Annotated in this window: 19 protein-coding genes; 6 read left to right on the forward strand and 13 right to left on the reverse strand. The window is 71.8% G+C overall.

The annotated features are described in order from the left end of the window. The first annotated feature begins 47 nt into the window (after positions 1-47). Positions 48-308: a WhiB family transcriptional regulator gene (locus AC6CKD_RS29270; RefSeq protein ID WP_498331373.1), complete on the forward strand. Its 261-nt coding sequence runs from the start codon at positions 48-50 to the stop codon at positions 306-308. A gap of 89 nt (positions 309-397) precedes the next feature. Here the strand turns inward: AC6CKD_RS29270 and AC6CKD_RS29275 are convergent, their stop codons facing one another. From AC6CKD_RS29275 to AC6CKD_RS29300, 6 genes are all read right to left on the reverse strand, one after another. Then, positions 398-1093: a hypothetical protein gene (locus AC6CKD_RS29275; RefSeq protein WP_498331375.1), complete on the reverse strand. Its 696-nt coding sequence runs from the start codon at positions 1091-1093 to the stop codon at positions 398-400. Then, positions 1090-2250 carry a hypothetical protein gene (locus tag AC6CKD_RS29280; protein WP_498331377.1) on the reverse strand — a complete coding sequence of 387 codons (1161 nt, stop codon included), beginning with the start codon at positions 2248-2250 and terminating at the stop codon, positions 1090-1092. The genes AC6CKD_RS29275 and AC6CKD_RS29280 overlap by 4 nt, the downstream gene beginning before the upstream one ends. Then, entirely contained in the window at positions 2243-2554 is a 312-nt protein-coding gene (locus AC6CKD_RS29285) for a DUF6317 family protein (RefSeq protein WP_498331378.1), read from the reverse strand. Before AC6CKD_RS29285 ends, AC6CKD_RS29280 begins: the two co-directional genes overlap by 8 nt. Positions 2555-2652: 98 nt before the next feature. Then, positions 2653-3624, reverse strand: a complete 972-nt coding sequence (locus tag AC6CKD_RS29290) for an acyl-ACP desaturase (protein WP_498331379.1) — start codon at positions 3622-3624, stop codon at positions 2653-2655. 167 nt (positions 3625-3791) lie between these two features. After that, a complete protein-coding gene (locus AC6CKD_RS29295) occupies positions 3792-4043 on the reverse strand; it encodes a hypothetical protein (protein ID WP_498331381.1) in 252 nt (83 codons plus the stop codon). A 67-nt stretch (positions 4044-4110) separates the two neighbouring features. Beyond that, positions 4111-4962 (reverse strand): helix-turn-helix domain-containing protein, encoded by an 852-nt coding sequence (locus tag AC6CKD_RS29300; protein ID WP_498331382.1) that lies wholly within the window; start codon positions 4960-4962, stop codon positions 4111-4113. A 212-nt stretch (positions 4963-5174) separates the two neighbouring features. On the opposite strand from AC6CKD_RS29300, the gene AC6CKD_RS29305 reads away from it, so the two are divergent. Continuing rightward, entirely contained in the window at positions 5175-5648 is a 474-nt protein-coding gene (locus AC6CKD_RS29305) for an ATP-binding protein (RefSeq protein WP_498331384.1), read from the forward strand. 19 nt (positions 5649-5667) lie between these two features. Here the strand turns inward: AC6CKD_RS29305 and AC6CKD_RS29310 are convergent, their stop codons facing one another. The 3 genes from AC6CKD_RS29310 to AC6CKD_RS29320 all read right to left on the reverse strand — a co-directional run bounded on the left by AC6CKD_RS29310 (position 5668) and on the right by AC6CKD_RS29320 (position 8505). Continuing rightward, the gene (locus AC6CKD_RS29310; RefSeq protein WP_498331385.1) at positions 5668-7308 is read right to left on the reverse strand and encodes an ABC-F family ATP-binding cassette domain-containing protein; all 1641 of its coding nucleotides are present in this window, start codon (positions 7306-7308) and stop codon (positions 5668-5670) included. A 202-nt stretch (positions 7309-7510) separates the two neighbouring features. Continuing rightward, positions 7511-7927, reverse strand: a complete 417-nt coding sequence (gene ssgD, locus AC6CKD_RS29315; protein ID WP_498331387.1) for a spore wall synthesis regulator SsgD — start codon at positions 7925-7927, stop codon at positions 7511-7513. A 278-nt stretch (positions 7928-8205) separates the two neighbouring features. Next, positions 8206-8505: a YciI family protein gene (locus AC6CKD_RS29320; protein ID WP_498331389.1), complete on the reverse strand. Its 300-nt coding sequence runs from the start codon at positions 8503-8505 to the stop codon at positions 8206-8208. Between the two features lie 26 nt (positions 8506-8531). On the opposite strand from AC6CKD_RS29320, the gene AC6CKD_RS29325 reads away from it, so the two are divergent. Next, positions 8532-9212, forward strand: a complete 681-nt coding sequence (locus tag AC6CKD_RS29325) for an endonuclease V (protein ID WP_498331391.1) — start codon at positions 8532-8534, stop codon at positions 9210-9212. 31 nt (positions 9213-9243) lie between these two features. Here AC6CKD_RS29325 and AC6CKD_RS29330 read toward each other — a convergent pair whose 3' ends face one another. From AC6CKD_RS29330 to AC6CKD_RS29345, 4 genes are all read right to left on the reverse strand, one after another. Beyond that, the gene (locus tag AC6CKD_RS29330) at positions 9244-10449 is read right to left on the reverse strand and encodes a saccharopine dehydrogenase family protein (RefSeq protein ID WP_498331392.1); all 1206 of its coding nucleotides are present in this window, start codon (positions 10447-10449) and stop codon (positions 9244-9246) included. A 140-nt stretch (positions 10450-10589) separates the two neighbouring features. Then, positions 10590-12173, reverse strand: coding sequence for a hypothetical protein (locus AC6CKD_RS29335; protein ID WP_498331394.1), 1584 nt, complete (start codon positions 12171-12173; stop codon positions 10590-10592). A gap of 316 nt (positions 12174-12489) precedes the next feature. Next, complete coding sequence (locus tag AC6CKD_RS29340; RefSeq protein ID WP_498331395.1) at positions 12490-14121, reverse strand: hypothetical protein; 1632 nt, start codon at positions 14119-14121, stop codon at positions 12490-12492. Between the two features lie 283 nt (positions 14122-14404). Further along, positions 14405-16039, reverse strand: a complete 1635-nt coding sequence (locus tag AC6CKD_RS29345) for a PKD domain-containing protein (RefSeq protein ID WP_498331397.1) — start codon at positions 16037-16039, stop codon at positions 14405-14407. 206 nt (positions 16040-16245) lie between these two features. Between AC6CKD_RS29345 and AC6CKD_RS29350 the strand changes: the two genes are divergently transcribed. The 3 genes from AC6CKD_RS29350 (at position 16246) to AC6CKD_RS29360 (ending at position 18967) form a co-directional block, all read left to right on the forward strand. Next, positions 16246-16683, forward strand: a complete 438-nt coding sequence (locus AC6CKD_RS29350) for an MmcQ/YjbR family DNA-binding protein (protein WP_498331571.1) — start codon at positions 16246-16248, stop codon at positions 16681-16683. Positions 16684-16787: 104 nt separating this feature from the next. After that, positions 16788-17942: a CaiB/BaiF CoA transferase family protein gene (locus AC6CKD_RS29355; RefSeq protein WP_498331399.1), complete on the forward strand. Its 1155-nt coding sequence runs from the start codon at positions 16788-16790 to the stop codon at positions 17940-17942. After that, positions 17942-18967: an LLM class F420-dependent oxidoreductase gene (locus tag AC6CKD_RS29360; RefSeq protein WP_498331401.1), complete on the forward strand. Its 1026-nt coding sequence runs from the start codon at positions 17942-17944 to the stop codon at positions 18965-18967. The genes AC6CKD_RS29355 and AC6CKD_RS29360 overlap by 1 nt, the downstream gene beginning before the upstream one ends. Position 18968 lies beyond the last annotated feature (1 nt).

The following is an 18968-nucleotide window of genomic DNA, read 5'->3' on the forward strand; positions in this document are numbered from 1 at the left end:
ATCAGGCGTTGATCGGACGTCCATCGCCTGCGGACAGGCTCTGCGGCATGTCGATGAACACCACCGATACCTCTACCGCCACTGCCACCGCCGCCCCGGCCTGGTACGAACTCGCCCTCTGCGCGCAGACGGGCCCGGGCTTCTTCTTCCCGGAGCCCGGCTCCTCACTGCGCGACGCGAAGCGGCTGTGCGGTGCCTGCGAGGGCCGCAAACCCTGCCTGGACTACGCGCTGGCCAACGACGAACGCTTCGGCGTCTGGGGCGGCCTCTCCGAAGGCGAGCGCCAGGCCCTGCGCCGCCGCCCGTGACCGCCCGCCGCCCCTGACCGCCCGGCGACCGTGCCGGACGGCCCCGGCCGGGGCCACCGTGCGGGGCGGCCCCCGACCGGGTGGCGGCGTCATCCCAGCAGTTCCAGGATCCGCGAGGTTCCGGTGCCACCCGGCGGCGCGGGCGGCCGGGCGCCGGGATCGGCGAAGGCGATCGTGTGCGCGACGGCCTCCAGGATGGCCGTGTACGCATCGGCGTGCTCGGTGGCCGTGCTGGTGAGGTCGAGCAGGAGCAGGTGGCGTCCGTCCGGATGCGCCGTGACGGCCCTGGCCTGGAACAACCCCCGGTCGAGGCCGGGGACGGGGAAGGCCCCGGAGACCATGGCGCACGGGAGTCCCGAGGCCAGGTCCAGGAACCGGCGCGCCGAGCCGCTCCCGGGCGCGGACCGGGCGAGGGCCAGCGCCGTCCGTGCCACCCCGGCCGCGGCGCCGGCCCCGGCCCCGGCCCCGGCGTCTTCGGCGGGCCGGACGGCGAGGGAGAACAGCGAGGTGGAGACCGTCTCCGGGCCCTCGGGGTGCAGGCCGACCGCGGAGTGGACCAGGCGCTGTCCGGGCTGGCCGGCGAGTTCGTCGAGGCAGTCCATCAGCCGGGCGAGCTGCGACCCCGCCCCGGCACCGGCGTCCGCACCGGCATCCGCATCGGTGGCGCGGCCCAGCGCCTCCAGGGCTGCGGCGACCTCCTCCAGGTCGCCCCGGTCCCCGGGGCCGATGTCGTGGAACCCGGGCGGCAGCCGGAACCAGACGGGCGGGACGGAGGGGAGCGTCACGGTTGCACCAGCGTCCAGAGGCGCGCCGACCTCGCGACCGTGGACGGACCGTCCTCCACCGCGATGCGGGTGCCGTCGACAGCCGTGGAACCGCGGTCGACGGCTTCGTCGTCGCCGGTGTAGTCGGCGGCCGCCGTCGCCGCTCCGGTGCCGGCCACGGCCACCCCCACCCGCTCCCTGACCTCGGGCGTCGACGACCGAAGGGCCCACGCGGCGAGCGGGCTCTCCACCTTCCGCAGCTCGTCCGCCGTGTGCCACGTCGTACGGGCGAACGCGCCCGCGCCCGGCGAGACGCCCGCCAGGGCGCCGGCCTCGGGGACTGCCATGGCCGCGCGGGCGGCGACCGTACCGGCCCTGGCGCCCGAGGCGACCGCGGCCACGCCCGGGACGGCGCCGAGGCCGTCGCCGAGCAGCGTCACGCTGTTCTTCCAGAACGCGGCGTCGAACTTGCCCCGGGTGAAACCCTCGGTCAGCGGCCGCCGGAAGCCGGGGTCCGCGAGGTGCGCGGTCAGGGCGGCCAGCGAGAGCCCGCCCGCGACCAGCATGACCGCCATCCCGGCCGGCGGGAAGAAGAGGGCGACGGCCGCGCCGGCCGCTCCCAGAATGGCCGCGGCGTTCGAGAGGGCGTCCGCGGGATCGTTGACGATCTTGTTCCAGACCGACTCCAGCACCCCGGGCTCCTTCGGAGCCAGCCGCTCCGCCGTCGCGGTCAGCGTGTCCGCCACCCGGCGGGCCGCGGCCGAGTGCTCCGAGGCCAGTTCGCGGGCCAGCCGGCGGGCATCGGTGAGGGCCTCGTCGGTGGTGGCCGCGGCGGCCTGGGACGCGTAGCGGGCGGCCAGGGTGCGGTGGGCGGCCAGGGTGTCGTGCCAGCCGGTCAGCCGGCGCGCCGCCTCCGCCAGGGAGGTGTGGGCCGCGTGGAGGTGCCGGGGGAGGTCCCGCGACAGGGAGGCGCGGAAGGCGGTGGCGGCCTCGCCCTGCCAGGCCGAGCTGTGCGAGACCAGGGCGTCGACGACGCGGGAGGTCTCCGCGAGGCAGTCGGCCGAGGAGCGGAGCTTCTTCGCCAGGGCCAGGACCGCGTCCGGGTTCCCCGGGGCAGGGTCGAAGCCGAGGGCGGGGGAGGTGGTCGCGGGGGAGCCGGTCGCGGGGGAGTCAGCCACGGGCGGGCGCCGCCTGCCGGAAGGCCGCGCGGATGGCCTCGTCGAGCTCCGCGTACTCGGCGGCGCTGCGGCGCACACCCGCGCGTACGGCCTTGATCCGCCCGGCGAGCTCCTTGGTGCCGTGGCCCCATCTCTCCTGGAATCCGTCGCACGCCGCGTCGAGGTCCGCCGTGCCCAACTGGTCGGCCCGGACGTGGTCCAGCTCCCGCCGGGCCTCGCGCAGCGCGGCCAGCGAGGTGTCCAGGGCGTTGTGGAGGCGGGCCAGCTGGTCGATCTCGACCTGGAGCGGCGTCATGGCGGTCATGACGCGAAACCCTGGCAGAGCGGGGCTCTGCCAGGGCAATCGTCGTCACCCGCCCGAGCGAGCGGAAACCGGTCAGGTCGGCGGACCCGGGGCCGGACTCAGGCCTTGCGGGCCGCGATGCGCGCCGCGCGGGCGGCGAGGCGCTCGTCGAACTTGCGGGCCTCGGAGTCCAGGCCGTCCATGAAGAGGCCGAGCTCCTCCTGGGCCTTCTGCCCGTCGGGGCCGAGGCCGTCGATGTCCATGATCTTCAGGAAGCGGATCACGGGGCTCAGCACGTCGTCGTGGTGGATCCGCAGGTTGTAGACCCCGCCGATCGCCATCTGCGCGGCCATCCGCTCGAAGCCCGGCATGCCGTGTCCGGGCATCCGGAAGCCGACCACGACGTCCCGCACGGCCTGCATCGTCAGGTCCGGGGCGAGCTCGAAGGCCGCGCCCAGCAGGTTGCGGTAGAAGATCATGTGCAGGTTCTCGTCCTGCGCGATGCGGGCCAGCATGCGGTCGCAGACCGGGTCACCGGACTGGTGGCCGGTGTTGCGGTGCGAGATGCGGGTCGCGAGTTCCTGGAAGGCCACGTACGCCACGGAGTGGAGCATCGAGTGGCGGTTGTCGGACTCGAACCCCTCCGACATGTGCTGCATCCGGAATGCTTCGAGCTTGTCCGGGTCCACGGCGCGCGAGGCCAGCAGGTAGTCGCGCATCACGATGCCGTGGCGGCCCTCCTCGGCGGTCCAGCGGTGCACCCAGGTGCCCCAGGCGCCGTTGCGGCCGAAAAGCGAGGCGATCTCGTGGTGGTAGCTGGGGAGGTTGTCCTCGGTCAGCAGGTTCACGACGAGCGCGATCTTGCCGATCTCGGTGACCTTGGACTGCGCCGGGTCCCAGGCTTCGCCGTCCTCGAAGAAACCGGGGAAGTTCCGGCCGTCGCTCCACGGGACGTACTCGTGGGGCATCCAATCCTTGGTGACCGTCAGGTGGCGGTTGAGTTCCTTCTCGACCACCTCTTCCAGCGCGAACAGCAACTTGGCGTCGGTCCACGCCTCCGAGCTGCCGAGGTGGGGAGAGGTGATCGTCACGGGTACTCCTGAGTGCAAAGCGAATTACCTACGGTTCCGTAGCCTACGGAGTCGTAGGTTAAGCGCGACATCAAGACCAGCCAAGCCCCAGAGGTCGCTCTGTCCGGTTGCATCCCGTTATCTGCGCAGTTTGAAGGGGGCATAGGCGTGATCCGGCGGGACCAAAGTCACGCGAGTAGGTGGTCCGCGGCTCCCGCCTTGACGGCCGAGATCAGCGCACGGAGCGCCTCGATGGAGTCGGTGACGTAGGCGGCCGAGTCGGTGGTTCCGATGTACGCCTTCCCCTCGTCGTCCCGCCCGAAGCGGAAGCAGTTCGCCCCCTCGCTGCAGAATGCCTCGTCCCACGCGATGCCGGCCGTCGCCGACGGGGTCGCCGACGGGGTCGATGGGGTGGTCGCGGTCGTGGTCGTCGTGCCCATGTCGTTCTCTCGTCTCCTCGTCGGATCCGGTCAGGTGGTCAGTCAGCCGGTCGGCCGGTCGGCCCGGTCAGAGGGTCTGTGCGATGGCGCGGATGAAATCGCGGGAGTCGCGGGCCGGCAGTGCCAGGGAGCGCAGCCGCTCCAGCAGGCCCCGGTATCGGAGCAGCTTCATCTGCGAATCGAGCAACATCGAGCCGTGCGAACTGTCCAGCTGCACGGTGTCCAGCTCGCTGATCGTGGCGGCCGCGTACGTGAAGGACTGGCCGGCGCCGGGGAACCCGCCGGCGGTGAACGGAATCACGCGCACGGTCGTACGCGCCCGCTCCGACTGTTCCAGTATGTGTTCGAGCTGCGCCCGTGCCACTTTCGGACCGCCGAACTGCATGCGCAGCGCCGCCTCGTGCACGACCGCCTCGTACAACGGCGGCGTCTCGCGGGCGAACACCTGCTGGCGCTGCATCCGCAGGGCGAGCCGGGCCTGGAGGTCGGGCTCGGGCAGCGGGGGGTCGGCGGTGTCGAAAACGGCCCGCGCGTGCGCCTCGGTCTGCAGCAGCCCGGGTATGTGCGTGGTCACGGCGGTGTGCAACTCGACGGAGTGGTGCTCCAGTTCGCAGATGTCCAGGAGTCCGGGCGGCAGCATCCCCCGGTGCTGCTCCCACCACCCCTTGTCGCGCTCCTGGGCCATCGAGGCGAGCAGGTCGACCAGCCCCGTGTCGGGGCAGTCGTAGTTGAAGGCGAGGGTGCGGACACGCTCGGCGCTGATCGCGATCCGGCCGGATTCGATGTTGGGGATCCGGGTGCGGTCCACGCCCATGAGCGCCGCGGCCTGCTGCACCGTCATGCCCGACTGCTCGCGGAGTTTGCGCAGCTCGGAGCCCAGGCGCTGCTGGCGTGCGGTCGGCGTACTCCTGGGTGGCACAGGGTCCCCTCTCCTCCGGCCGGGGCGTGCGGGAGTGCCCGCACGAGTCCGGAAATGCCATGAGAAAACAGCAAGTCGTCGTACAAGTAGTAGCACTGTGCACCACGTTGCGCTACGGTCGGTAGCGCAAGTCTCACACGGGGCGACCTTCGACTCTTGTATGACCACACGGCATCCACGCATTCAGTACCTCAGAACCTTGGAGCAGCACGATGACGGGCACTCTCCGTGGCCTGCGGTCGGTCCACGAGTTCCGGCAGGCCCCGCCAGGGGCGGAGAAACTGAGCTACTCCATAGGCCTGCCGGGCGGCGCCCACTGTGCGGGCAGCGCCCGCGGCGCCCTGCGGTCCCTCCTGGTCCGGCACGGACTGCCCGACCTGTGCGACAACGCGGCCCTCGCCGCCTCCGAACTCGTGGCCTGTGCCTATCGGTTCACGCCTGACAAGGAGATGGTGCTCAAAGTCCGCTGGCAGTTCGACGCGCTGCGGATCGTCGTCTTCGACCAGCACCCGGCGCACTCCTCGCCCGCGGCGAGCGAGGAGTGCCGCATCCGGCGCAGCCGCGGGATGTGGCTGCTGTCGGCGGTGGTCGAGGCCTGCGGCGGGGACTGGGGGCTCACCCCGGTGCTCACTCCGATGGGCGGCACCAAGTCCTGGGCGTTACTGCCCCTGTCCCTGCGGCCTTAGTGCTCGTCGCCCGTCCCGGTCATTCGTGCCACAGCGACCGGCGGACCTCCTCGGCCGTCGTCGGCCGCGGCACGTCGTCGAGCAGCAGCCACCGCGTGATGCCGATCGACTCCAGGAACGGCACGTCATGGCTCGCCACCACGAGCGCCCCCTCGTAGGAATCCAGGGCATCGGTCAACTGCCGTACGCTCCCCAGGTCCAGGTTGTTCGTCGGCTCGTCGAGCATGAGCAACTGCGGGGCGGGTTCCGCGAGCAGCAGCGCAGCCAGCGTCGCCCGGAACCGCTCGCCGCCCGACAGCGTGCCGGCCGGCCGGTCCGCCCGCGCACCCCGGAACAGGAAGTGCGCGAGCCGCGCCCGGATCAGGTTGTTCGTCGCGTGCGGCGCGAAGCGCGCCACGTTCTCCACGACCGAGCGCTCGTCGTCCAGTACGTCGAGCCGCTGCGGCAGGAACCGGACCGGGACGTGGGCCACCGACTCGCCCGACCGTGGCGCCAGTTCCCCGGCGATCGTGCGCAGCAGCGTGGTCTTGCCCGAGCCGTTGGCCCCCACCAGCGCGATCCGCTCCGGACCGCGCAGCTCCCACTCGCCCGCGATCGCGGCACCGTGGACGGGGTGCAACCCGCTCAGGGTGAGCACGCGGCGGCCCGGCGGGACCTTGGTGGCGGGCAGTTTGATGCGGATCTCGGCGTCGTCGCGGACAGCCAGCGCCGCCTGGTCGAGGCGTTCCTCGGCCTCCGCCAGCTTCTCGGTGTGCATGATGCGGTGCTTGCCCGCAGACTCCTGCGCCGCGCGTTTGCGGGCACCCATGACGATCTTCGGCTCGCGCTTGGTCTCGAACATCTTCTGGCCGTACCGCTTGCGCCGGGCCAGTTTGGCCTGCGCCTGCGCCAGTTCGCGCTTCTGCCGCTGTACGTCGCCCTCCGCGACCCGGACCATCCGCTCGGCCGCCTCCTGCTCGGCCGCGAGCATCTCCTCGTAGTCCGTGAAGTTTCCGCCGTACCAGCGGAGTTCTCCGTCGCGCAGGTCGGCGATCTGGTCGACCCGGTCGAGCAGCTCCCGGTCGTGGCTGACCAGGAGCATCACCCCGGACCAGGATTCGACGGCCGCGTACAGCCGGCGCCGGGCCCGCAGGTCGAGGTTGTTGGTGGGCTCGTCCAGCAGCAGGACGTCCGGGCGGCTCAGCAGCAGGGCGGCCAGCCGGAGCAACACGCATTCGCCGCCCGACAGTTCGCCGGTGGTGCGGTCCAGCCCGATCCGGCCGAGCCCGAGGTGGTCGAGGGTGGCCAGGGCCCGCTCCTCCACGTCCCAGTCGTCGCCGACCGCCGCGAAATTCGCCCCGGTCGCCTCGCCCGCCTCGATGGCGTGCAGGGCGGCCCGGGCCGTGTGGACTCCGAGCGCCTCGTCCACCCGTAGGGAGGTGTCGAAGGTGACGGTCTGCGAAAGCCGGCCGACGGTGCCGGCCACGGCCAACTGGCCTTCGCTCGGACTGAGTTCCCCGGCGATGAGTTTCAGCAGGGTGGACTTCCCGCAGCCGTTGCGCCCGATCAGGCCGGTGCGGCCGGGGCCGACGGTCAAGTGGAACCCGTCGAAGACGGGTGTTCCGTCGGGCCAGTCGAAGGACAGGTCGGAGCAGGTGACGAAGGTGGGAGCAGGACTCATGGAGGCCTCCAGGTTGCGTGAGTGGTGAATGCAACGCGGGGAGACAGCGGACCGCGGGTGAGGGCGGTGGTCGGTGTCTCGGACCTCAGAGAAGCAACGTCCTGCTCCGTTTCGACGGCGATGGGGCGTCTACAAAGCTACGGGGCGGCCGGAGCGGCGGGCAAGCGAATTAAGCGAAGCGGAGCGACCGGCGGGGCCGGGTTCAGCAGGAGCCGCGCATCAGATCGGCGAGGCTCTGGTCCATGTCGAGGTACAGGTGCTCCAGGCCGGGCGGCACGATCGTCGAGGCCCGCTCCAGGAAGCGGTGCAGCTCGGCCGTCACCATCAGGACGATCGCGACCCCCTCGGGGGCGTGGAACTCCACGGTGGTCCGGTCGGCGTCGTACGGGCGCACGCGGACGTCTCCACAGCCGGACGGGCGGTCCAGTCCGGACTCCAGCAGCTCCCGCGAGAACGTCCACGAGACCTCGACGCCCTCCAGGGTCGCGGGCGCGGGGAAGGCCATCCGGACGGCGAAGGGATCCGACCGGTCGTAGCAGAGCGTGACGGGTACGGTGTCGACCTTCGGCGCGGTGGCGACCAGTCGGGCCTGCACGGCCTGCTCGATGACAGTGATCAAGGCTCGCTCCCTTGCGGCGGATCTCGTGCCGGACCGCGGGGTGGGGGCCCGGCAACGGGATAGACGCGCGATGCGGCGAATCCGTGCACGCGACGTGGAGTGAGCTGTGTCACCGGATGGCCTGAACACGCCTGTGTGATCGCACAGGGTGACGGGGGCGCGGGCGTCCCGGGCCTGTCCGCGGGCTCTGGAGCGGCCGCAGTACGGCCGGTTCCCGCTCACTCCACAGGCCCAAAGGGAGCTCCGGACCCGGAGCTCCGGACCGATCCGCGCCCGAACTACAGGGCCGGGTTGTCCCGCACCGTCGCCAGGTCCGCCGACGTCTTCGTCGCGATGAACTCGGTGATGCGGTAGGCGCAGACTCCCGCCGTCGTGAAGGGGTCCTCGGACGCGATCTTCTCGATCTCCGCACGGGAGACCCCGCCGGCCAGGATCACGCCCCCGTCGCGCGGGACCTTGCGGCCCGAGGCGAGGAAGATGCCGGCGGCGTAGTAGCCGTCCAGCCAGGCGATGTGCGCGTCCATCTCCTCTTCGACGGCTTCGACGGGTGCGGTGTAGGTGAGCTCCATGACGAACATGATCGCCAGGCTACTCTCGCACCACTATGACGAGTGCGAAGATCCCCGCCGACGAGGCCGGGGCCAAGGCGATACAGGACGAACTGCGCGGTCGGGTCGTCCTGACCGAAACCGGACCCCCGCCCGGCGAAGGGCTGATCGCGGGGGTGGACGTGGCCTACGACGACGAGCGCGACCTGGTGGCCGCCGCGGCCGTCGTCCTCGACGCCGCGACCCTGCGGGTCGTCGAGGAGGCCACCTCCGTCGGCCGCGTCAGCTTCCCCTACGTGCCGGGACTGCTCGCCTTCCGCGAGCTGCCGACCGTGCTCGCCGCGCTGGAGGCCCTGACCGTCACGCCCGGTCTCGTCGTCTGCGACGGCTACGGACTGGCCCACCCGCGCCGCTTCGGGCTCGCGTGCCACCTCGGCGTGGTCACCGGGCTGCCGGCCATCGGCGTCGCGAAGAACCCGTTCACCTTCACCTACGAGGAACCCGGCAGCCGGCGCGGAGACCTCTCCCCGCTCCGCGCACCCGACGGCGAGGTCGTCGGGCGGGCGCTGCGCACGCAGGACGGGATCAAGCCCGTGTACGTGTCGGTGGGCCACCGGGTGTCCCTGGACAACGCCTGCGCGCACGCCCTGGCGCTGAGCCCCCGCTTCCGGATCCCCGAGACCACACGGCACGCCGACTCGCTGTGCCGGCGGGCCCTGCGCGAAGCCACCGCATAGGGCCGCCCGGCCGCCCGGCCGGGCCGCGGGCTCAGTCGGAGGCCGCCACCCGGAATCGGATGCCCGCCTTCTGGAGCCGGTCCAGCAGGGCGTCGCCCATCGCCACGGCGGTGGTCAACTGGCCGGAGAGCTCGGGCAGGGCGTCGTAGGCGAGGCAGAGCGCGGACTCCGCCAGCATCTTCGCCGTCTCCCCGTACCCCGGGTCGCCGCCCGAGACCTCGGTGAAGACCCGGCGGCCGCCGCCCTCGCCCACGAACCGCACGCTGAACCAGCTGCGCGCCCGCCGCTCCGCGTCCGGGCCCTGGCCCGGCTCCCAGCGGCCCGCGAGCCACTGGCGCACCGGCGGGATCTGCGCGAGGGCGGCCACCCCGCCGACCGCGGCCGTACCGCCCACCGCGACGGGCAGGTGCCGTACGGAGGCGTAGTGCCGGTAGCGGAAGTCCGGGCCGTACCGCTCCAGCGCCGCCGCCGAACGGGCCACGACCTGGACGTCCAGGACGGGCATCGGCAGGGCCCAGGTCCCGGTCTCCCGGCTGAAGCGCGGTGCGCCCACGGGAACCCGTACCCGCCGGCCCAGCAGCCGGGGCTCGTGCATCCGGCGCGCGCGGGCGGCGGCCAGGTTCTGCGGTCCGCGCCCCAGCGCGGTCAGCACCGTGGTGAAGGTGCCGCCCGAGAACAGGGCGTTGGAGCGCACGAACGCGTCCACGGTCAGCGGGACCCCGGCCGGCAGCTGTCCGACCGTGAAGTACGCCCCGAGGTCGGCCGGAATGGAGTCGAAGCCGCAGGCGTGCACGATCCGGGCGCCGCTCTCGCGGGCCCGCGCGTCGTGCTCGACGTACATCCGGTCCACGAACTCCCGCTCGCCGGTCAGGTCCAGGTAGTCGGTGCCCGCCTCGGCGCAGGCGGCCACCAGCGCGGCCCCGTACCAGACGTACGGCCCCACGGTCGTGGCCAGCACCCGGGTGGAGGCGGCCAGTTCGCGCGTCGCGGCGGCGTCCTGGGCGTCGGCGCGCAGCAGCGGCAGGTCCGCGCAGCGCGGATCGAGGGCGGTCAGCCGCTCGCGCAGCCGCTCCAGCTTCGCGAGGTCGCGCCCGGCGAGGGCCCAGCGGCAGCCCGCGGGGGCGTGCACCGCGAGGTACTCGGCGGTGAGCGCCCCCACGAACCCGGTCGCGCCGAAGAGCACGAGGTCGTACTCCCGTTCCGCGGTGCGCGGTTCGTGCCGGACAGCTGCGTTCATCGGAAGCCTCCCAGACGGTGTCGGTGGTGGCTGAGGCTAGCGGGTGGTCCCCGTACGACGGACAGCGCCCCGGGTGCGGCCTGCGAGGGCCGTTCCCGGGGCGCTGTAGGGGCGGCCGGGCGGGTGCTCGGCCTCTTGGGTCAGTCCTCCTGGTACAGGCCGAAGACGTCGAGGATGAGGTCGATGTCCCCGTCGCTCTGGTTCCAGAAGTTGACGATGCCGGTCTCGCCGGTGCTCGCCTGGACCAGGTTCGGGACGGTCTTGCCGGGTGTCCAGTTCAGGGTCGAGGAGGCGGGCGCCACGGGCTCGCCCGTGCTCGGTTCGGGGCCGACCGCGAGGAAGCCGCTGTCCTTGGTGTTGGTCACCGTGGCGTTCAGTACGAAGCCCGTGACGCCGTCACCCGGTGCGGACAGCGGCGCGTGGATGTAGTCGCGGCCGCCCAGGGGGCCGTACACGACGTCATCGGGGTCACGGGTGTCGACGAAACGCCCCGGCTCTGCGAAGGGCAGGTAGGAGCCCTTGCTCTGCGGGCTGTAGTAGCCGACGACGTCGACGATGACGTCGGCCGGGTTCCAGCCGCCGTTGCGAATGCTGATCTTGCCGTCGGGGCCGACCGGGACGATCACCGAGTTGGCGATGGTCTGGCCCGTCGTGAAGTTCACGTTGGACGCGGTCGGCACCTGCTGCCCGCTCGGGAAGACGGTCAGGTGGCCGTCGCTCCTCGGGTTGGTGACCGTGACGTTGAGGGCCACGGCGGTGACCCCGGAGGCGGGAACCTGGCGGAGGCCGGTGATCTGGGTGCTGAAGACCGCGTAGCCGGGGACCTGGCCCTTGGGGGCGCCGAGGGCTATGCGGCTGTCGACGAAGCGGGCCGGGGCCAGCGGGGTGTAGCCGCTGGAGGCGGACTGGGTGAAGTAGCCGGTGACGTCGGCGATCAGGTCGACCGATGCCCAGCCGCCGTTGTAGAGGTCGACGTAGCCGTTGGCGCCGACGGGCACGATGACCAGGTTCGGGACGCTCTGGCCGGGTGTGAAGTTGACGTTCGACGTGGTCGGACGCGTGGTGCCGCCGGCGAAGGCGGTGATGTGGCCGCCGCTCGTGGTGTTCGTGACGGTGACGTTGAGGACCACGGCGGTCACGCCGGCCGGAATGGTGCCGTTGCCGCCGATCTTCACCCGCGCGGAGGTGTACGGGGCGACCTTGCCCGCGATCGCGCCGGTGCCGTTGCGGGTGTCCAGCAGGCGGGTCGGGCCGTACGGGGTGTAGTCCGAGCCCTCGGTCGTGACGGACAGCTGGTTGGAGGCCACCACGTTGTTGGTGCTGTCCGTCACGGTCACCTTGACCGTGTACGTGCCGAGTTCGGTGTAGGTGTGCTGCTCGGTCAGGGTCTGGCTGCCAGAGGCTTGGACGACCGTCGAGTGCGTGTCGCCGTAGTCGATGACGACGGTGAGCGGCGTGGCCGCGCTGGTGATCTCGCTCTTGAGCTCGATCGCGTGCGCGCTGAGGGGGGTCGCGGTCAGTCCCACCTTGAGGCCCGGGTTGCCCTCGGCGGTCGCGGACAGCGTCGTGGCCGTCGGCGCGCTCTCGGTGGCCGGGGCGGTCCGCAGGGTCGACTGCCCGGCGGGGCTCGTGGACTTGGGCGCGTCCTCCAGGGCCTCCTGGGCCAGGTCCGGAGTGCTGATGCCCTGGGCGCCGCCGTTGGCCGGCCCGGCCGCCTGAGCCATGCCCGGTACGAGGGAAATGCCCGCGGCGAAAACGGCCGCGGATGCAGCGAGTCGGCGGTATGACACCGAGCCTCCGAAATGTCAGTGAGCCCCTGATCAGGACTGAAAGAGCGCTCAGGCTACAGAGCCCGCCGACCGGCCTGACATGGGGGTCTTTCCGTTGCCGTCCCGTTGCCGTCCTGTTGCCCACCCTTGCCGTCCGCCGCCGGGAGGGCGACGGACAGTGCCCCGGAAGCGCCCCAGAAGCGGCCTGGACGGCCGTTCCCGGGGCGCTGTCGTACGGCCGGCGCCGGCCGCGTTCATCGCTCGGCGGGGATCAGAAGTCGTCGTAGAGGCCGAAGACGTCGACGATGACGTCGATGTTGCGGTCGCTCTGGTTGAAGACGTCGACGATGCCGTTCATGCCGGTGCTCGCCTGGACCAGGTTCGGGACGGTCTTGCCGGGAGTGAAGTTCAGGGTCGACGACGAGGGAGAGCCGGGTGCGGACGCGTAGCCCCCGGCATAGGCCTCCTTCGAGTTCGGGTCCGGAGCGACCGCGAGGAAGCCGGCGTCCTTGGGGTTGGTCACCGTCGTGTTCATGACGAATGCCTTGACGCCCGGGTTCATCGTGCTGAGCTTCATGTAGATGTACCAACGGCCCTGCAGCGGACCGTGCTTCCAGAGCTTGGGGTCGCGGGTGTCGATCCGCCGGTAGGGCTGGAACGGCACGTACGCGGCCTGGCTGGTGGGGCTGTAGTAGCCGACGACGTCGACGATGACGTCCGTCCCCTTCCAGCTGCCGTTGCGGATGCTGATCTTGCCGTCGGCGCCGATGGGGACGATCACCGCGTTGGCGACGGTCTGGCCACCGCTGAAGTTCAGGTTGGAAGCGGTGGGGGCCTTCTTGCCGGCCGGGTGGACGGTGAGGTGGCCGGCGTCCTTCGGGTTGGTGACCGTCACGTTGAGCGCGACCGCGGTGGCCCCGGAGGGGATGAAGCCGGCGCCCGAGATCGTGGTGCTGAGCGTCCCGTAGCCCGCGAGCTGGCCCTGGCGGGCGCCCAGGCCGGTGCGGGTGTCCACGTGGCGCGCCGGTTCGATCGCCGTGTAGCCGCTGGCGGCGGACCGGGTGAAGTAGCCGGTGACGTCGGCGATCAAGTCGACCGACTCCCAGCCGCCGTTGTAGAGCTCGACGTAGCCGTCGGCGCCGACCGGGACGATGACCAGGTTGGGGACCGTCTGGCCGGGCTCGTAGTTGAGGTTCGAGGTGGTCGGGCGGGTGGTGCCCTCGGCGAACGCGGTGACGTGGCCGCCGCTCTTGGTGTTGGTGACGGTGACGTTGAGGGCCACCGCGGTCACGCCGGCGGGGATGGTGCCGTGGCCGCCGACCTTGACCCGCGCGGAGGTGTACGGGGCGACCTTGGCCGCCTTCGGCGCGCCCGTGCCGTCACGGGTGTCCAGCAGCCGGGTCGGGGCGTACGGGGTGAACTCGGAGCCGAGCGTCGTGACCGAGACCGTGTTCGTGACCGAGGTGCCGGCGACGTCGTCCCGGACGGTGACGGTGACGAGGTACGTACCGACCTCGGCGTAGACGCGCTGTCGCTTCTCCTGCCCGGAACCAGTGGCGAAGTAGCCGTCCTGGCTCCCGTTGTCGCCCCAGTCGATGGTGACGTAGAGGGACTGGTCGGCCTCGGCCGTGAGGCTGGCCGCCAGCTCGATCCCGTGCGCGCTGGTGCTCCCGGCCGTCAGCCCGACCTTGTAGGTCGGATCGGCCGCGGCCTGCGCCTGCGGGGTGCCGGCCGCCTTGGGCGTACCGGCCGCCGGGGCCACCGATTTGGTGCTGCGCTCGGCCGGGCTGGTGAAGGTCCTGGAGGCCATCGCCTCGCGCAGGTCCTGCTCGGGCAGCTCGAGCCCGTGAGGCTTGACCGGCGCGGGATCGGCCGCGTGGGCCAGCCCCGGTACGAGCGACATGCCTGCCGCGAGGATGGTCGCGGATGCTACGAGTCGGCGATGAGACACCGAGCCCCCCAAATGTCGTATGTCTGCCGGCCCTTGAGCAGGGCCGGACAACCCGCCGGCCTCCCTGACCCGCGGGTGGCCGCACGCGGGCCCTCCCTGGCGCGGCGTGCGGCGGGTGGTGCCCCGGGGGAGCGGCCTGGACGGCCGCGCCCCCGGGGGCACCGTGATCCACCGTGCTGCACGGAGGTGCGGCCGAGTCGGGCCGCCTCCCGTGCCTATGGGTGGATCAGTCGGATCAGTTGTCCATGTAGATGCCGAAGATGTCGACGACGAGGTCGATGTTGGCGTCGCTCCAGTTGAAGAAGTCGATGACACCGGTGTTGCCGCGGCCCGCCTGCACCAGGTTCGGGACGGTCTTGTTCGCGGTGAAGTTCAGGTTCGAGGACGTCGGGATCGGCACCTCGACGTCGGTCCCGTTCTCGTAGTCCGCGATGGTGTTCGGGTCCGGAGCGACCGCGAGGAAACCGGCACCCTTGGTGTTGGTCACCGTGGTGTTCAGTACGAAGGCCGTGGTGTTCGGGTAGCCGTCGCCGAGTCCGAGCGCGCTGTAGTAGCGGCCGGGCAGCGGCTTGGTCTCGCGGGTGTCCTTCACGCGCTCCGGCGCGAAGGGGAGGTACGCGCTGACGCTGTCGGGGCTGTAGTAGCCGACGACGTCGACGATCACGTCGGCCGGGTTCCAGCCGCCGTTGCGGAGGCTGATCTGGCCGTCTGTGCCGACCGGGACGATCACCGAGTTGGCGATGGTCTGGCCCGTGCTGAAGTTCAGGTTGGACGCGTTCGGCGCGGCCCTCCCGGCGGGGAAGACGGTCAGGTGGCCGTCGCTCCGCGGGTTGGTGACCGTCACGTTGAGCGCCACGGCCTTGGCCCCGGCGGGGACGCCGCGGTTGCCCGCGATCTTGGTGGTGATGGTCCCGTAGCCGGGGACCTGGCCCTTGCGGGTGCCGAGACCCTCCCGGGTGTCGACGTGGCGCTCCGGTGCGAGCGCGGTGTAGCCGCTGGAGGCGGACTGGGTGAAGTAGCCGGTGATGTCGGCGATCAGGTCGACTCCCAGCCAGCCGCCGTTGTAGAGCTCGACGTAGCCGTCGGCGCCGACCGGGACGATGACCAGGTTGGGGACCGTCTGGCCGGGCTCGTAGTTGAGGTTCGAGGTGGTCGGACGCTCGGTGCCCGAGGCGAAGGCGGTGATGTGGCCGCCGCTGAAGGTGGTGGTGACGGTGACGTTGAGGGCCACCGCGGTCACACCGGCCGGGATGGTGCCGAAGCCGCCGACCTTCACCCGCGTGGACTTGTACGGGAGGACCCTGTCCGCGGCGTTACGGGTGTCCAGCAGGCGGGTCGGGGTGTACGGGGTGAAGTCCGAGCCCTCGGTGGTGATGGTGAGGGAGTTCTCGGCGGAGACGCCGTTGAGGGCGTCGGTCACCTTGACCTTGACCGTGTACGTGCCGACCTCGCGGTACACGTGCTCCACGTGCGCGGCTTCGGTGCCGTGGGCGCTCGCCGTGCCGTACGTGCCGTCGCCCCAGTCGATGCTGAGTTCGACGTCGACGTCCGCGCTCGTGACGCCCATGCTCAGTTCGAGCGAGTGCGCGTTGAACGTGGTGCCGTGCAGGGCCACCGCGAGGCCCGGGTTCCCTTCGGAGGCCGCCAGCGTGCCGGCCGCCTTGCCCTTGCCGGCGGCCGGGACCTTGACCGAGCGGTCGGCCGGGCTGTCGAACGTGGTGCTCTGGGCCTTGATGGCCGAGTCCAGGTCGGGCGTGGATACCCCCTGCACCTTGCCCGTCGCGGGGTCGGCCGCCTGGGCCAGCCCCGGTATGAGAGAAATGCCTGCCGCGAGGATGGTCGCGGATGCTACGAGTCGGCGATGAGACACCGAGCCCCCCCAAATGTCTGTGAGCCCTGCAACAGGGCTGAAAGCCTGCTCAGACTACAGAGGCACCGGGCCGTGGATCACCCGGGTTTATCTGTTTGCGTTTGCACCGATTGGGCCGCGCGGTCCGATTCCTCCGACCTCGTCGCGGCCTGCCGGTCTAGCGTGAGGAGGGACGGGTCCGTGCGAGCGGGCGACGCCCGTGGCGACTGGAGGTTCGCGTGAAGGCTGGGGTGCGCACGTGGGAGGCGGTCCGGGAGTTCGCCCTGGGGCTGCCGCAGGCGCGGGAGGAGTTCCCGTGGGGTCCCGAGGACTGTGTGGTGAAGGTCAACAAGAAGATCTTCGTCTTCCTGGGGAACACCGGCGGGCCGTCGCCCGGAATCTCCGTGAAGCTCAAGGACGAGGCCCTGCACGGTCACGCCATGACCGCGCCCGGCGCGGAGCCGACCGGATACGGGCTGGGCAAGGCCGGCTGGGTCTCCGTGCCGCTGGGGGAGAAGGGTGCGCCTTCCGCCGAGGTGCTGTGCGAATGGGTGGAGGAGAGCTACCGGACCGTCGCGCTCAAGCGGGACCTCAAGGAGCTCGACGCGAGGACCGACGCGCGGCCCGACGCGATGACCGACGGGGGAAACGCCCCAACCGGCTAAGCGCTTGCTCTTGTGCTGAGTGGAACAGGTTCCTAGCATCACTGGTGTTACATCAGTTGTGTCACACAGTGGCGGCAGTGGTGCCACCGGATGCTGGGGGCTCGATGGCAGTGACAGGGAACATGCCCGGGAGCGGCGGGGGGCCGCTCGCGGGCGTGCGCGTCGTCGAGCTGGCGGGCATCGGGCCGGGCCCGTTCGCCGCCATGGTCCTCGCCGACCTCGGGGCCGACGTGGTGCGGGTGGACCGCCCGGGCGGCGGCGGCCTGGCCGTGAACCCGGCCTACGACATCACCAACCGCAACAAGCGCTCCGTCCTCGTCGACCTGAAGTCCGCCGACGGCCCGGCCCGCGTGCTGGACCTGGTCGAGCGCGCCGACGTGCTCATCGAGGGCTTCCGCCCCGGGGTCGCCGAACGGCTCGGCGTCGGCCCGGCCGACTGCCACGCCCGCAACCCCCGGCTCGTCTACGGCCGGATGACCGGCTGGGGCCAGGACGGCCCGCTCGCCCACACCGCCGGGCACGACATCGCGTACATCGCCGTCACGGGCGCCCTCGGCATGATCGGCAGCCCGGGCGAACCCCCCGCCGTGCCCGCCAACCTGGTCGGTGACTACGCGGGCGGCTCGCTCTACCTCGTCATCGGCGTGCTCGCCGCCCTCCAGCACGCCCGCACCCCAGGTGGCTCCGGCCAGGTCGTCGACGCGGCCATCGTCGACGGGACCGCCCACCTCACCGCCATGATCCACGGGATGATGGCGGCCGGCGGCTGGCAGGACCGGCGCGGGGCCAACCTGCTCGACGGCGGCTGCCCCTTCTACGGCAGCTACGAGACCTCCGACGGCGGCTACATGGCGGTCGGCGCACTGGAGCAGCAGTTCTACGACACCTTCGTGGAGCTCCTCGGCATCGAGGACCAGGCCCCCGCCCGCAAGGACCTGGCCCGCTGGGGCGAGCTCCGCGAGGCCGTCGCCGCGCGCTTCAAGTCCCGTACCCGCGAGGAGTGGACGGACGTCTTCGCGGGAACCGACGCCTGCGTGGCACCCGTTCTCTCGCTGCGCGAGGCTCCGCACCACCCGCACCTGGCCGCCCGGGGCACCTTCGTCGAGGCCGCCGGGATCACCCAGCCCGCCCCCGCGCCCCGCTTCTCCGCGACCCCGGCCACCACCGTGGGCGGGCCCGCGATGCCGGGCGCGCACACGGAGTCCGTGGCGGCGGACTGGGGCGTGCCGGGGCTGCTCGGGAAGGAGGCCGGCGCCTGATGGAACTCTCGATGATGCTCGACTACTCCGCGGACCCGCGCCGTGCCGCCGACGCGGCGGCGGAGCTGGAGGCGGCCGGGCTCGACGCCGTGTGGGTGGCCGAGGCCTGGGGGTTCGACGCCCCGACGATCATGGGGTACCTGGCCGCCCGGACCGAGCGGATGAAGATCGGATCGGCCATCCTCAACGTCTACTCGCGCACCCCCGCGCTGATCGCCCAGACGGCGGCCGGCCTGGACGCGATGTCCGGCGGCCGGGCGCTGCTCGGCCTCGGTGCGTCGGGCCCGCAGGTGGTCGAGGGCTGGCACGGGAAGCCGTACGACAGGCCGATCGGCCGGACCCGCGAGACGGTAGAGCTGTGCCGCCGCATCTGGCGCCGCGAGACCATCGACCACCACGGCATCACCGACATGCCGCTCCCGCCCGAGAAGGGCGGCCGGCACGGCAAGCCGCTGAAGATGCTGACCCGGCCGGTCCGCGCGGACATCCCCGTCTACGTGGCCTCGCTGGGGCCCGCCAACGTGAAGATGACGGCCGAGATCGCCGACGGCTGGCTGCCCACCCTCTTCGTGCCGGAGAAGGCCGGCGCCGTGTGGGGGAGCGCGCTCGCCGAGGGCGCGGCCCTGCGGGCGCCGGAACTGGGCCCGCTGCGCACGGTGGCCGGCGGACTGCTCGCGATCGGCGAGGACGCGGCGGCCCTGCGGGACCTCGCCCGGCCGCAGATCGCCCTGTACGTCGGCGGCATGGGCGCGGTCGGCAAGAACTTCTACAACGACCTGGCCGTCGCCTACGGGTACGAGGAGGAGGCCCGGAAGATCCAGGAGCTCTACCTCGCCGGGCACAAGCGCGACGCGGCGGCCGCCGTACCGGACGAACTGTGCGAGCTCACCACGCTGTGCGGGCCGGAGGGTTACGTGCGGGAGCGCGTCGAGGCCTTCCGGGCCGCCGGGGTCACCATGCTCAACGTCACGCCCGTGGGCCCCGAGCCGGCCCGGCTCATCGAAACCGTGAAGAACTGGCTTTAAG

It is taken from the genome of Streptomyces sp. GQ60 (genome assembly GCF_059758875.1).